This window comes from Vaginella massiliensis (genome assembly GCF_900089075.1).
GTDB classification, from domain to species: domain Bacteria; phylum Bacteroidota; class Bacteroidia; order Flavobacteriales; family Weeksellaceae; genus Weeksella; species Weeksella massiliensis_A.
Genome location: NZ_LT593746.1, coordinates 1116084 through 1128941 on the forward strand (window position 1 = coordinate 1116084; position 12858 = coordinate 1128941).

Genomic DNA, 12858 nt, shown 5'->3' on the forward strand with positions numbered 1-12858 from the left:
CACTTTTCTCTCTACTCAGAAGGTCAACGAATATTATTCGTAGGTGTTGTTTTGTTTCATTTTTTAAAAACTCACATCGTATGAAAAAATCTATTTTACCTTTTTTGATGCTCACGAGAAATCAACGAATTGGGTTACTGGTTTTCGGTTTGTTGTTATTATTGACCGAAGGTTTGCTCGCCTTCAACTTTTCGAAGAAAACCTCGCCCCAAGATCTCGACAGTTACGATCGTTTGGCAAAGTTAGAAACGCTTTTCGATAGTCTCAATCGTGTACAAAACAGTGGCTATACCGCCAAGGTAAAAACAATTCGGAATGCCAATTCAGAACTCAAACCTTTCAATCCTAACGATTTGAGTCAGCTTGGTTGGGTGAATCTCGGTTTCAGTCCGAAACAAGCCGAAGTAATCTTGAGGTATAAAAGTATGATTGGCGGAGTTTTCACTTCCAAAGAGCAAATACGCAAATGTTTTGTGATCAGTGAAGAGAAATATGCTGAGCTCGAACCTTTTATTCTCTTGCCACTAAAATCTAAGATCGACGAACGATTGGCGAAGCAACAAACCAAAAAACCGGTTCATTATACCAAATTCAATCCCAATCATTATACCGATAAAGATTGGATAAAAATCGGTTTCAGTCCAAAACAAGCCGAAACCATACTCAAGTACAAAAGAATGGTGGGTGGCGAGTTTGTATCAAAAGAACAATTGGCAAAATGCTATGTGATTTCCCAAGAGAAATTTGATGAAATGAAAAGTTTTATTGATTTGCCAGAGCGTGCAGAATCCGTTGTAAAGCCAAAGAATGAAAAAACCATTGTCTCGAACGAAAAGCAATCGGTCAACGAAAAACCAGATATTGTTTACGAAAAATTTAATCCAAGCACCTTGGACAAAGAAGGTTGGATGAAATTGGGATTCTCTGAAAAGCAAGCCACAACGATCATCAAATACCGCTATTCATTAGGAGGTAAGTTTACAGCCGAGACGTTGAAAAAAAGTTATGTAATTTCTGAAAAGAAGTATGAAGAAATGGAGCCTTATCTGGTTTTTGAGTAAAGAAAAAAAGGTTGTCTTTTCTAGGCAACCTTTTTTTGAAGAGCGGGAAACGGGACTCGAACCCGCAACATTCAGCTTGGAAGGCTGACGCTCTACCAATTGAGCTATTCCCGCATTTTGTGGCGCAAATATACTGTGAAACATTTCTATTTTCCAAACAAAATTTAGAAAAATCTAAGAGGAAAAATGTAACAATTTGAAGCACTTTGAAATAAAAAAATACAGGTTTAAAATTTTTCGCATACGATTTATTGCAAAGGTGAAATAGAGGCGTGTTTTTCTGTATTTTGCAAGATGAAAAAAGTAAAAGTAGAGGGAGAGGGGAGGGTAGGGCAGTTTGATATAAAAAAACCGAACCAAGAACGATCCGGAATTAGTACCTCAGGCGGGACTTGAACCCGCACGTCCTAATGGACACAGGATTTTAAGTCCTGCGTGTCTACCAATTCCACCACCAAGGCGTCCAACTTCTGAGAAGTAAGAGCGGGAAACGGGACTCGAACCCGCAACATTCAGCTTGGAAGGCTGACGCTCTACCAATTGAGCTATTCCCGCAGAAATTGATTTTATAAATTAAAAAAAGTACCTCAGGCGGGACTTGAACCCGCACGTCCTAATGGACACAGGATTTTAAGTCCTGCGTGTCTACCAATTCCACCACCAAGGCAAAATTTAATTTATAATTTCAGCATTTCAAAGAGCGAGAAACGGGACTCGAACCCGCGACCCCGACCTTGGCAAGGTCGTGCTCTACCAACTGAGCTATTCTCGCGATTGGAGTGCAAATATAAAAAATGTAATTCGACAAATGCAAATCTTTTTATCTAAAAATTTTGAATATTTTGCACTTCATTTTTTAACTAATTGATAGGCATCAACATATCGGTCACTTCCTTCAATTTATTTTTTAGTTTGGTTCGATGTACAATCATATCAACGAAGCCTTTCTCTAATAAAAATTCTGATGTTTGGAATCCTTCTGGTAAATCTCGACCGATTGTTTCTTTGATTACACGAGGTCCGGCAAAGCCTATCAATGCTCCTGGTTCTGCCATAATGATGTCGCCAATAGAACCGAAAGATGCTGTAATCCCACCAAAAGATGGATTGGTGAGCAAGGTGATGTATGGAATTTTGTGTTCGGCAAGTTGAATTAATTTGGCTTCTACTTTGGCTAATTGCATTAGCGAAATTGCTGCTTCCATCATTCGGGCTCCACCAGATTGTGTGATGATGAGCAAAGGGGTTTTGTGCTTGATTGCATAATCTACGGCACGTGCTATTTTCTCACCCATTACAGATCCCAACGAACCGCCAATGAATTTGAAATCCATACAACAAATCGTCATTTCTCGACCATGAACCTTACCTACGGCTGTACGTATAGAGTCGTTCAGTCCGCTTTTGTTGCGCAAATCTTCAAGACGTTCTTTATACGGTTTGGTGTCTACCCAATTGAGTGGATCTTCGCTCAAAAGTTTAGCGTCTAGTTCTTTGTATTTTCCTTCGTCAAAAAGGATTTCGTAATATTCCTGACTTCCTATTTGCACATGATGATCGTCTTCTGGACTTACATAGGCATTTGCTTTCAGCTCTTCTGTTTCTATAATTTTGCCAGAAGGCGTTTTGTACCATAGTCCTTTGGGTACATCTTTTTTAGCTTCTGTTGGCGTTGTAATCTTTTTTTTACGTCTTATAAACCAAGCCATATATTTTGTGTTTGTAGGATTAGTTTAACCTAATCGATTAATATTATTTAAATCTTCAAAAGCTTTGATTAATCGCTCTTTGAAAGAAACTTCTCCAGCTCTCAACCAAACTCTTGGGTCATAGAATTTTTTGTTTGGTTTGTCTGCCCCATCCGGATTTCCAATTTGCGATTGAAGATAGCCTGCATGTTGGTCGAAGTATTGACGCACGCCCTCCATAAACGCGAATTGCAAATCGGTATCGATGTTCATTTTGATCACGCCATAGCTGATTGCTTCTCTAATTTCTTCTAACGTTGAACCCGAACCTCCGTGGAAAACAAAGTTCACCGCTTTTTCGATTCCGTATTTTTCTTGAATGAATTTTTGTGAGTCGTCTAGAATTTTTGGGGTCAATACCACATTCCCAGGTTTGTAAACACCATGCACGTTACCAAAAGCTGCTGCAACCCAAAAATTATCGCTAACCTCTTTCAACGTATCGTAGACGTAAGCCACTTCTTCTGGTTGGGTGTATAGCAAAGCGTTGTCGACATTCGAGTTGTCTACTCCGTCTTCTTCACCACCAGTAATTCCCAACTCTACTTCGAGGGTCATGTTCATTTTAGTCATTCGCTCGAAATATTTTTTTGAGATTTCCATGTTTTCGGTCAGTGGTTCTTCAGACAAATCCAACATGTGCGAACTGTACAGTGTTTTTCCTGTTTTGCTGAAGTGTTCTTCGTTTGCTTTTAAAAGTCCATCGAACCACGGCAACAAATTTTTTGCACAATGATCGGTATGCAAAATAATGGTTGCGCCGTATGCTTCTGCCAATTCGTGAATGTGTTTTGCTCCAGCGACTGCCCCAGCAATTGCTGCTCTTTGGTTGTCGTTGTTCAAGCCTTTACCAGCGTTGAAACTTGCTCCGCCGTTCGAAAACTGGATGATCAGTGGAGAGTTTACTTCAACTGCAGCTTCCATGGCTGCGTTTATCGTGTCGGAACCGGTAACGTTACAAGCGGGTAACGCGTATTGATTGGTTTTAGCGTCTTGTATTATTTCTGATACTAGTTCACCTGTAGCCACACCGGCAGGAAATTTTCTACTCATCGAATTTGTTTTTTGATTAAACAAAGATAGTAATCTATTCTTTAGAACGGATAATTTATCCCAAAATGTAAACGCGGTTTGTTGGTTTTGAAATCGACAAACTGCCATCTTTGGCCTTCGGGAAGCGAAGGATCGTGAAGTTTGAAGGCAACATCTAAACGCAAAATCGCAAAATTACCGATATGATAACGGGCTCCGATACCTGTACCAACACCTAACTGACTGAGGAATTTATCGAAATGAAACATGGTTTGCGGTCGTTCTTTGCTCGTCCCCCAAATATTACCAGCATCAATAAAATAAGCACCTTCTACGCTGCCAAAGAATCGTTTTCGGACTTCGATATTCATCAAAACCTTCATACTTTCAAAAGATAAACTTTGGTTTTTTGAATTTGGAATTTTTGGCTGGTCGGCTGGCCCTAAAGTGAGCGGAGCCCAACCGCGAACATCGTTCGATCCACCGGCAGAATAGCTTCGGATGAATGGGATGAATTTAGAATTACCGTAGGGTTGTGCAAATCCGAACATTGCTCTGGTAGCCAAAACGGTTGACGAATCGAGGTTCCATTTTTTTCGAACATCAACATCTACCTTCACAAATTGTGAATAGGGTATTTTGAAAACAGTTCCGACTTCATCTCCAAGTTCATCTTGCCCTTTCAAGAATCCGAAAGCCTTGTCCAAAGCGCCCAAGAGATTCCCAGCTAGTTCTAATCTTGTATTGATGAACCATGGATTTCGATTGGTGGCACGAGGGGCATTTTCTTCGTTGAACGTAAATTGATAGATCATAGAGTTGATGAGGGCATCTTGCGAGATACTCGCTTTTCGATACATCAAATTTTCGAATAAAATAAAATCTTCTGCCATACTCTGATCCATCCAATTTCGATAACCGAGATCGTTTTGTATAATATCACCCAATTCGTCGTAGGTAATCAGACCGTTTTCGAAATCGGATTCGTAGGTATTATCGTAAAAGAAATAATTGCTTGCGTTCTGATTAAAAATTTCGCGGTCTAGCGTAAAAATTTCATAATAGCGGTGTTTGCTTCTGTTTCGGATGTATTCGGTATTGAAAATCGATAGCTTGTGTTGGAATTCGCGGTACGAAATGTCCATGTCGAACCCGAATGTATACGAGTTGCGATCCAAGCCAACATTGCGTTGAATGCTCGTTCCCATTCGCAACACCGATTCTGCTGCGAAGCGTTTTGGCAAAATCTTTTCGGTATTGAAAGGCAGCGCCAAATAAGGCATCCTCAAACGATTCTCCAACGAGATTTCGTACGCATTGAAAAATCCACTAGAATTAGCGGCAAATCCTTCTGTTACATTCCCCAAAGTTCCTTTGAAAGTGGTCTCGAGATTTTCACCGCCGCCAAAAAGATTTCTAGAGGTGAGGGTAACCCCGGGCGAAACGGCATAGTTGAGGTATTTTGCCCAATATCCTTCGAAAAAGACACTCAGATCGTATCGTTTTTTTGGAAAATAGGTGATGTAATAATTCAGGGCGGTATCGACGCGTTCTGGAATAAAACCTCGAAAATTCATGTTTTCTTTTTTCAAGATATTCCGTTTGGTTTGAGTTTCTTGACGCAAGCGATACAGCTGACCTTCTTCCAACACCATACCATCGGTAAAATATTTTGGACGATAGCGAGGTTTCTGCTCATAATACAACTCATATCCATTATACTCTCTCATAAATGGATAATTGCTAGGGTCGAAATTATCTGCCGTAACGGTGTTTTCTGAATCTGGAAAGATTCTGATTTTGTTGATGGTAAATTGCCTGAATTGTTTCTGTTCTAGACTGTCGACGTTCACGATAGTGGTGTCTTTTATATAACGATCGATGAACATAGTTACATCTAATCGTTTGTTGCTTTTCAGGGTGTCGGCCTCAAAATAAAGGTCTTCGCCAGTATTGTTGAAATCGTAGAAACCTCTATTTTTCAAATACTCTTCTATACGCGTTTTTTCATTTTCGAAATTGGTATAATTGTACTGATCTCCTGCAAAAATCTTCGACTGGTCGGCAATCGAGCTCACGTACCGTTCGATCAGCGTATCTTTGATGTTGTGGGTGTAGGTCTCGATGTACGAAGGCTCGTTCAGCGTTATATTGTATTGGATTTGCGCTTTTTTGTTCGCTGAATCTAATTTGATGTCTGGGTCGACTTTTGAATCGAAAAAGCCTCGATCTTGTAAATAAATTTCAATATTGTTTGCCGAAAATTCCGTCTGCGACGTATCGAGAATTACGGGCGGTTCGCCTTTAGAAAACAAAAATCGTTGAAACCATTTGCTTTGTCCCACATATTCCTCCAATTCGTTGGCAATGAATAAGCTATCCAAGGTTTTTTTGTTCTGACGAGATTCTGGATAACTGTAATAAATCTCGAAAACTGTATCGAATTTAGGATCCGTCATGTTGTACATCTGCAAGCGCAATGGGAAACCTAATACCTTTGCATTGGGCTTTTGTTTCACATGCGATTTGAAATCGCTGTTGATATTCTTTTTGTTCTCTTTGTCGGTAATTACAAATTTGTTTTTAGTCAATAAATAGTCGCCATCTTGTACTTTTTTGGTGGTGTTACACGACCAAATGATTAAACCAACACTGAATAATAGTGATATATTTGTAGTGAATTTACGCATGAGTATATGTTAACTAAAAACGCTATTAAGATAATTACTTCTTTGGGTTCTAAAAAAATTAGACAAAAATATAATTTGTTTGTGGTAGAAGGTGTTAAAAATGTAAAAGAAGTTCTAAAAAGTCCTATAAAAATCCAAGATCTCTATACCACCAACCCAAATTTCGAGTCAGAAGGGGTAGCGAATATTTATCATATAAGCGAAGCCGAGCTGAAGAAAATTAGTTTTTTGACCTCGCCAAACGAAGTGTTAGCAGTTTGTCGCATTCCAAGTTTTGATGCGTCAATGTCCTACGAAGGACTCAAAATAATGCTCGATACAGTAAACGATCCAGGGAATTTGGGCACCATCATTCGGTTGGCAGATTGGTTTGGTGTTTCCGAAATTATTTGTTCCAAAGAAACCGTTGACCTATACAACCCAAAAGTCATCATGTCTACCATGGGTTCTTTTACACGCGTCAAATTGTGCTATACCGATTTGTCGACTTATCTAAAAGATTATCCCTATCCGGTTTTGGGAACTTTCATGGAGGGCGAATCGATTTATGCGTACGATTTTCCAGAAGATGTAATGATTTTGATGGGCAACGAAGCCAACGGAATTTCTGAAGGGTTGATGACGGATATCGACCATAAAATTGGCATTCCTTCTTTTGGGCAATCGACCGAAAGTCTAAATGTTGCCATGGCAACCAGCATTGTTTTGGGAGAGATTTTTTCACAGAAATGTAGAAAATAGAGTGTTATAATTTTCTTAAAGTGCCTTTTCTCAGCTTGTTTTTAGCCGAATCCTTTTAGTTTTGTATCCTGGGCTGAGTCAAGTAAACATGAAAAATTTTTTAATTACCTTAATCCTAATCACCTTCGCCACTATTTTTTATCAATGCAAAAAGCAAGAAGAAAATCAGCTTGTAACGCAAGAAAACACCGAACCTCGTTTCGATTCGATCAATTGGTTCGAAGCAGCAAAATTCAAATCCATATCCTCAAAAGATCTGAGCTTTTATCGGCAAAGCATACAAGCTTTTTATGACGAAAATTGGGCGTCGCAACCAGTAAGTGCAGGATTGTTGGTTGCGAAAGACGGAAAAATAATTTTTGAACGTTATAGCGGATATGCCGATGTAGAACGAGGCGATACGCTTACAGAACAGACGCCCTTGCATATTGCATCGGTCTCGAAAGTGATGACTTCCTTGGTGATTTTGAAGTTGGTAGAACACGAGCGACTGGCGCTCGATCAGACTGTGAAATCGATCTTGCCCAGTTTTCCTTATCCCGATATTACGGTCAGGCATTTGCTCAATCATCGCAGCGGTTTACCAAATTATTATAATGTAATCGACGAGTTGAAATTAGGCGAATTTCGTGCTACTCAAATTTCCAACGACGATGTGTTGAGGTTGTTTGCAGAGCATGATGTTCCTCAACTTTCTCCAACCAATACCAAGTTTTCGTACTCGAATACCAATTTTGCCCTGTTGGCACTTGTGATCGAAAAACTCACCCAAAAATCATATCCAGAAGCGATGGATTATATGCTTTTCAAACCATTGGGGATGAGTCAGACCTTTGTTTTTGAGTTTGATAAGCATCAAAATTTTGTCTCTTCATCGTACGGATTTGGAGGTAAAAAATGGGAATGGGACCACTTAGATAAAGTCTATGGTGATAAAAATATTTATTCGACTCCTCGCGATATTTATCGAATGGATTATGCCATGTATTCTGATAAATTTTTGCCCAAAAAATTATTGAAAGAAGCCTTTTCGGGTTACAGCTACGAGTCTAAAGGCGTAAAAAATTATGGGTTAGGTTTTCGTATGATGGAGTACGATAACGGAAACAAATTTCTCTATCACAACGGTTGGTGGCACGGGAATTACAGTGTGTATGTGCACGATCCGAAGCATCATGTTGCGATTATTGCACTGGGGAATCGCCAGAACCGGAAAATCTATGATGCCTTTTCTTTGGTGTCTATTTTTAGTGACGATTATCCGATTTCGATGAAAATCAAAGATTCGGTTACGGTTGCATCCAAAATCAAACAAAAAGAGCAACGAGATAGTTTGATTACCAACAAAAAAGTCCAGTAATTGCTGGACTTTCTCTGATGTTTTATGCTCGAATAGTGAGGTTTGTGCCCGATTTTAAATCTCTTGAATCAACAATCGGAAGCCTTCACCATGAATGTTTACAATTTCTACATTTGGGTCTTTCTTCAAATATTTGCGTAGTTTGGCAATGTAAACGTCCATGCTTCGCGAGGTAAAATAATTATCGTCGTGCCAAATGCGGGTAAGTGCAATTTCGCGCGGCATCAAATCATTTTTGTAGATGGCCAACAATCGCAACAATTCATTCTCTTTTGGCGATAGTTTTTGCGATTTCCCATCAAAGGTTAATTGTCTTAACTTCGCATTGAAATGGAATTTCCCAATCTGGAACTCCTCTTGTTCGAATTTTTCTTCTTCGCCAAAGTTGCGTTGCAACACGGCTTTTATTTTGTACAACAAAACTTCAGAATCAAAAGGTTTCAAAACATAATCGTCAGCTCCAATTTTGTATCCACTCAACACGTCTTCTCGCATATTTTTAGCGGTCAAGAAGATCAACGGTTGGTCTGGCTTCAGTTGTTTTATTTCTTTCCCCAGGGTAAAACCGTCTTTTTTAGGCATCATGACATCCAAAATACAGAGGTCGTATTCCCCTTCTTTGAATTTTTCTAAGCCGTCTTCACCGTCTATTGCATGCGTTACATCGAAGTCGTTTATCAATAAATAGTCTTTCAAGACGCTTCCAAAACTTGGGTCGTCTTCAACTAATAAAAGTCTTTGTTTTTCGCTCATCTTTATTTTTTTAAAGGTAGTTTGACATAAAATGTACTTCCTTCTCCCAGTTTGCTTTCTGCCCAAACGTTGCCCTGATGAAGTTCAACGATTTTCTTCACATAAGCCAATCCTAGACCGTGTCCTTTCACATTATGTACATTTCCAGTTTCTTCTCTATAGAATTTTTCAAATATTTTTTTCAATACGCTAGGCGACATTCCCATCCCTTTATCTTTCACTTCTAGCACAAAATTATCACCTTGGTTATAGGTTTTGATAGAAATTTCTGGTCTATCTATCGAATATTTTCTAGCATTATCTAGAATGTTGATGATGATATTTTCTAGATGAAAAGCGTCTCCATGAACGATTGTTCTATCTGCTTGGTATGTTTCAAAAATTGTACCACTCCGCTCAGATACAATAAATCGTATGGGTTCCAACGCTTTTTCGATAATGCTATCCATTTCAACATCTTGCAGGTTCATATCCATTTGATTTCGCTCTAGTTTCGACATTCTCAAAACCATTTCGACATGCGAATTCATTCGTTTGTTTTCTTGCTTTATCAGGTCGGCGTAGTATTTAACTTTTTCGGGATCGGTGGTCACTTTTTCGTTTTTCAAGGCGTCCGACGCAATGTTGATCGTCGCAATCGGAGTCTTGAATTCGTGCGTCATATTGTTGATAAAATCGGTTTTGATTTCTGAGATATTTCGTTGCAATTGCATATAATAGATTGCCAAAGAGAACACCGATATGATGATGATGGTCAAGATAAAGGTGAGGGCAAGAATCGGAACCGAAGAACCTAAAATAGCAATATTTTGCTGCGGAAAATAAACATTGAAATAAAAAGCCGGATGTTCATCTTTGTCATAAAACAACGGGATAGAGAAACGCGTATTCTCGTTTCTGAAGTTTTTTGATCTGATGTTGGTCAGCGCAGAATCTCCTTTCAGGATTCCGATTTCGGGCGTGGTATGAATTCCACGATTTTTCAATTCTTTTTTGAAAATAGAATCGATCAGTTCGATCGAAATACGCTTATCAATAGGTTTCGAGCCTGCATCCAATCTAGCAAAACGCTCGATAGAGTAGGTCGAGTTTTTGAATGCTTCTTCGTAGTTGAGGCTCAGCGGCGTGATGCCCAAACCTTGTGCCGAAGAGTCTTTGGGTATTTTTATCAAACTTTCTTGTTTGTATACATCGGCTTTGGTGATGCTGTCGTTGTATTCGCCCGAAATTGGGACTTCGGTTTTGTCTAAGATATATCGGGTAAACAAGACGTAAGTTACATCAACAGAATCTTTTATAGCCTGTGTCGAAACCACTTCGGGTTTGTTTTTATTGGCTTCGAAATCTTGTTGTACATTGGCAAATTGTTGATAATAAGTGTTGAGCTCGTTTTTGTTGATTTTATCTGCCGTATTGTTCATGGCCTGATAAACGCTGGTATTGAAATTCTCTTTGCTCGAGTCGAAGGTCAATTTCAACCAATAAAATTGGATGATCATCAACCCGATGAGGGCAACACTCATCACACTTATCAATACTTTGTAGAATCCTTTTTTCATGCAGTTATGCGATGTAATATTTTGTTTTGATTTCTTGATAAACGCGCTCTACTTCTTGTGCCAACTCCGTTAGACCTAAATTATTTTCGATGATATAATCGGCGTATTTCAACCGTTCTTCTTCAGAAAGTTGATTGTTGATGCGGGCTTCGACAGCCTCTCGAGAGGTGTTGTCTCGTTCCAAAACGCGTTGGATTCTCACCGCTTCATTTGCCGAAACCACAATGAGTTCGTCTAGCAATCGGTACGATCCGCTTTCGATCATAATGGCGGCTTCTTTCATTACAATTGGCGAATGTTGAGCTTTGGTCCACTCTTCATTATCGCGAAAGACGGCTGGGTGTACAATTGCGTTTAGCTTTATTAATTTTTCGGGATTGCTGAACGTCATCGAAGCTAAATATGCGCGGTCTAAACGTCCGTTTTTATAAACATCTTCTCCAAATTCGGTTTTCAGTTGGTCGATCACCTCGATGTTTTCATTCATCAAGGCTTTTGCACGATCATCGGCGTAATAGACAGGAATGCCTTTTTGTTCGAATAGTTTTGCTACGGTCGATTTACCAGAGCCAATTCCGCCCGTGATGCCGATAATGATTTTTTCTTTTTTCATGGATGAAATAAAGTCGATGGGAAAGGTACAAAAAGTAAAGAGCAAATGTTAAAACATTTGCCCTTAAATATTTTTAAAAGTATATTAAAATTTTTATAAAATCTCTGCTACTTTATCTGCTGCATCTTGTAAGGTTTCCACAGCATGAACTTGCAATCCAGAATCACTAATCATCTGACGAGCAAGTTCTGCATTGGTTCCTTGTAATCGTACAATGATTGGCACGTTGATCGAGTCTCCCAAGTTTTTGTAAGCATCCAAAATTCCTTGTGCAACTCGGTCACAACGAACGATTCCACCAAAAATATTGACCAAAATACCTTTTACGTTTTCATCTTTCAAGATGATGCGGAATGCTTTTTCTACACGTTCTGCGTCTGCTGTACCCCCAACGTCTAAGAAGTTTGCAGGGTTACCACCCGATAATTTGATGATGTCCATGGTTGCCATTGCCAAACCAGCTCCGTTCACCATACATCCTACATTTCCGTCGAGTTTTACGAAGTTAAGACCAGCTTCATCAGCTTCAACTTCGGTTGGGTCTTCTTCACGTTTGTCGCGTAATTCAGCCAAATCTGGATGACGGAAAAGTGAATTGTCGTCCAACGTAACTTTAGCATCTACCGCCATGATTTGGTTGTCAGACGTTTTCAATACTGGGTTGATTTCGAATAAAGAGGCGTCGATGCTTGTGTATGCTTTATACAAGGCTTGGATGAATTTTACCATTTCTTTGTAAGCTGTTCCGCTTAGTCCAAGGTTGAATGCAATATTTGCAGCTTGGAAACCAGTAAGACCTACAGCAGGATCGATTTCTTCTGTAAAGATTTTATCTGGTGTTTCTTCTGCTACCGTTTCGATGTCCATTCCACCTTCTGTAGAATACATGATCATATTTCGACCTTTTGCACGATCCAACAAAACCGAAACATAGAATTCCTCGGTTTCAGATTCACCTGGATAATAAACGTCTTCAGCGATTAATACTTGGTGTACTTTTTTTCCTTCTGCCGAAGTTTGTGGGGTGATCAATTGCATTCCGATGATTTCGCTCGCTTTTTCTCTTACTTCGTCCAAGTTTTTCGCGAGTTTTACTCCACCACCTTTACCGCGACCACCAGCATGAATTTGTGCTTTTACCACATGCCATCCACTACCAGTTTGCTCTGTAACTTTTTTTGCTGCTTCTACTGCTTCTTCTGGCGTTGATGCCGTAATACCACGTTGTACTTTTACACCGTATTTGCTTAAAATTTCTTTTGATTGATATTCGTGAAGATTCATTTGCTTTTGTTTTTCAG

Annotated in this window: 10 protein-coding genes and 5 tRNA genes; 3 read left to right on the top strand and 12 right to left on the bottom strand. The window is 39.4% G+C overall.

Translation table 11 applies throughout. From position 1 onward, the window contains the following. Window positions 1-80: 80 nt before the first annotated feature. Window positions 81-1061 (top strand): helix-hairpin-helix domain-containing protein, encoded by a 981-nt coding sequence (locus BN8061_RS06560; protein WP_068597550.1) that lies wholly within the window; start codon window positions 81-83, stop codon window positions 1059-1061. Window positions 1062-1102: 41 nt separating this feature from the next. On the opposite strand, the gene BN8061_RS06565 is transcribed toward BN8061_RS06560, so the two are convergent. From BN8061_RS06565 to tamL, 8 genes are all read right to left on the bottom strand, one after another. Beyond that, window positions 1103-1175: transfer RNA gene (locus BN8061_RS06565), tRNA-Gly, on the bottom strand. Between the two features lie 263 nt (window positions 1176-1438). Beyond that, window positions 1439-1522 (bottom strand) — tRNA-Leu (locus BN8061_RS06570). A gap of 21 nt (window positions 1523-1543) precedes the next feature. After that, a tRNA-Gly gene (locus tag BN8061_RS06575) sits at window positions 1544-1616 on the bottom strand. Window positions 1617-1644: 28 nt separating this feature from the next. Further along, a tRNA-Leu gene (locus tag BN8061_RS06580) sits at window positions 1645-1728 on the bottom strand. A gap of 32 nt (window positions 1729-1760) precedes the next feature. Then, a tRNA-Gly gene (locus tag BN8061_RS06585) sits at window positions 1761-1833 on the bottom strand. Between the two features lie 88 nt (window positions 1834-1921). Further along, window positions 1922-2770: an acetyl-CoA carboxylase, carboxyltransferase subunit beta gene (gene accD / locus BN8061_RS06590; RefSeq protein ID WP_068597551.1), complete on the bottom strand. Its 849-nt coding sequence runs from the start codon at window positions 2768-2770 to the stop codon at window positions 1922-1924. A gap of 24 nt (window positions 2771-2794) precedes the next feature. Continuing rightward, entirely contained in the window at window positions 2795-3862 is a 1068-nt protein-coding gene (gene fbaA, locus BN8061_RS06595) for a class II fructose-bisphosphate aldolase (RefSeq protein WP_068597553.1), read from the bottom strand. 41 nt (window positions 3863-3903) lie between these two features. Beyond that, the gene (tamL, locus tag BN8061_RS06600) at window positions 3904-6531 is read right to left on the bottom strand and encodes a translocation and assembly module lipoprotein TamL (RefSeq protein ID WP_068597555.1); all 2628 of its coding nucleotides are present in this window, start codon (window positions 6529-6531) and stop codon (window positions 3904-3906) included. Window positions 6532-6537: 6 nt separating this feature from the next. Here tamL and BN8061_RS06605 point away from each other — a divergent pair, with 6 nt between their 5' ends. Together BN8061_RS06605 and BN8061_RS06610 are read left to right on the top strand one after the other, a co-directional pair. Further along, window positions 6538-7272: a TrmH family RNA methyltransferase gene (locus BN8061_RS06605; RefSeq protein ID WP_068597557.1), complete on the top strand. Its 735-nt coding sequence runs from the start codon at window positions 6538-6540 to the stop codon at window positions 7270-7272. Window positions 7273-7360: 88 nt separating this feature from the next. Beyond that, on the top strand, window positions 7361-8632 hold the full coding sequence (locus BN8061_RS06610; protein WP_068597559.1) for a serine hydrolase domain-containing protein: 1272 nt from the start codon (window positions 7361-7363) through the stop codon (window positions 8630-8632). Between the two features lie 54 nt (window positions 8633-8686). Here BN8061_RS06610 and BN8061_RS06615 read toward each other — a convergent pair whose 3' ends face one another. The 4 genes from BN8061_RS06615 to sucC all read right to left on the bottom strand — a co-directional run bounded on the left by BN8061_RS06615 (window position 8687) and on the right by sucC (window position 12841). Further along, complete coding sequence (locus BN8061_RS06615) at window positions 8687-9385, bottom strand: response regulator transcription factor (protein ID WP_068597560.1); 699 nt, start codon at window positions 9383-9385, stop codon at window positions 8687-8689. Window positions 9386-9387: 2 nt separating this feature from the next. Beyond that, the gene (locus tag BN8061_RS06620) at window positions 9388-10944 is read right to left on the bottom strand and encodes a sensor histidine kinase (RefSeq protein ID WP_068597562.1); all 1557 of its coding nucleotides are present in this window, start codon (window positions 10942-10944) and stop codon (window positions 9388-9390) included. A gap of 4 nt (window positions 10945-10948) precedes the next feature. After that, window positions 10949-11557 carry a dephospho-CoA kinase gene (gene coaE, locus BN8061_RS06625; protein ID WP_068597564.1) on the bottom strand — a complete coding sequence of 203 codons (609 nt, stop codon included), beginning with the start codon at window positions 11555-11557 and terminating at the stop codon, window positions 10949-10951. 93 nt (window positions 11558-11650) lie between these two features. Continuing rightward, window positions 11651-12841 (bottom strand): ADP-forming succinate--CoA ligase subunit beta, encoded by a 1191-nt coding sequence (sucC, locus tag BN8061_RS06630; protein WP_068597566.1) that lies wholly within the window; start codon window positions 12839-12841, stop codon window positions 11651-11653. Window positions 12842-12858 lie beyond the last annotated feature (17 nt).

What these genes read in the sequence shown, in the direction of transcription:
- BN8061_RS06560 (WP_068597550.1), top strand. Translation starts at nt 81, where the DNA reads ATGAAAAAATCTATTTTACCTTTTTTGATGCTCACGAGAAATCAACGA.
- BN8061_RS06620 (WP_068597562.1), bottom strand. Translation starts at nt 10,944, where the DNA reads ATGAAAAAAGGATTCTACAAAGTATTGATAAGTGTGATGAGTGTTGCC.
- BN8061_RS06615 (WP_068597560.1), bottom strand. Translation starts at nt 9,385, where the DNA reads ATGAGCGAAAAACAAAGACTTTTATTAGTTGAAGACGACCCAAGTTTT.
- BN8061_RS06605 (WP_068597557.1), top strand. Translation starts at nt 6,538, where the DNA reads ATGTTAACTAAAAACGCTATTAAGATAATTACTTCTTTGGGTTCTAAA.
- tamL (WP_068597555.1), bottom strand. Translation starts at nt 6,531, where the DNA reads ATGCGTAAATTCACTACAAATATATCACTATTATTCAGTGTTGGTTTA.
- fbaA (WP_068597553.1), bottom strand. Translation starts at nt 3,862, where the DNA reads ATGAGTAGAAAATTTCCTGCCGGTGTGGCTACAGGTGAACTAGTATCA.
- BN8061_RS06610 (WP_068597559.1), top strand. Translation starts at nt 7,361, where the DNA reads ATGAAAAATTTTTTAATTACCTTAATCCTAATCACCTTCGCCACTATT.
- accD (WP_068597551.1), bottom strand. Translation starts at nt 2,770, where the DNA reads ATGGCTTGGTTTATAAGACGTAAAAAAAAGATTACAACGCCAACAGAA.
- coaE (WP_068597564.1), bottom strand. Translation starts at nt 11,557, where the DNA reads ATGAAAAAAGAAAAAATCATTATCGGCATCACGGGCGGAATTGGCTCT.
- sucC (WP_068597566.1), bottom strand. Translation starts at nt 12,841, where the DNA reads ATGAATCTTCACGAATATCAATCAAAAGAAATTTTAAGCAAATACGGT.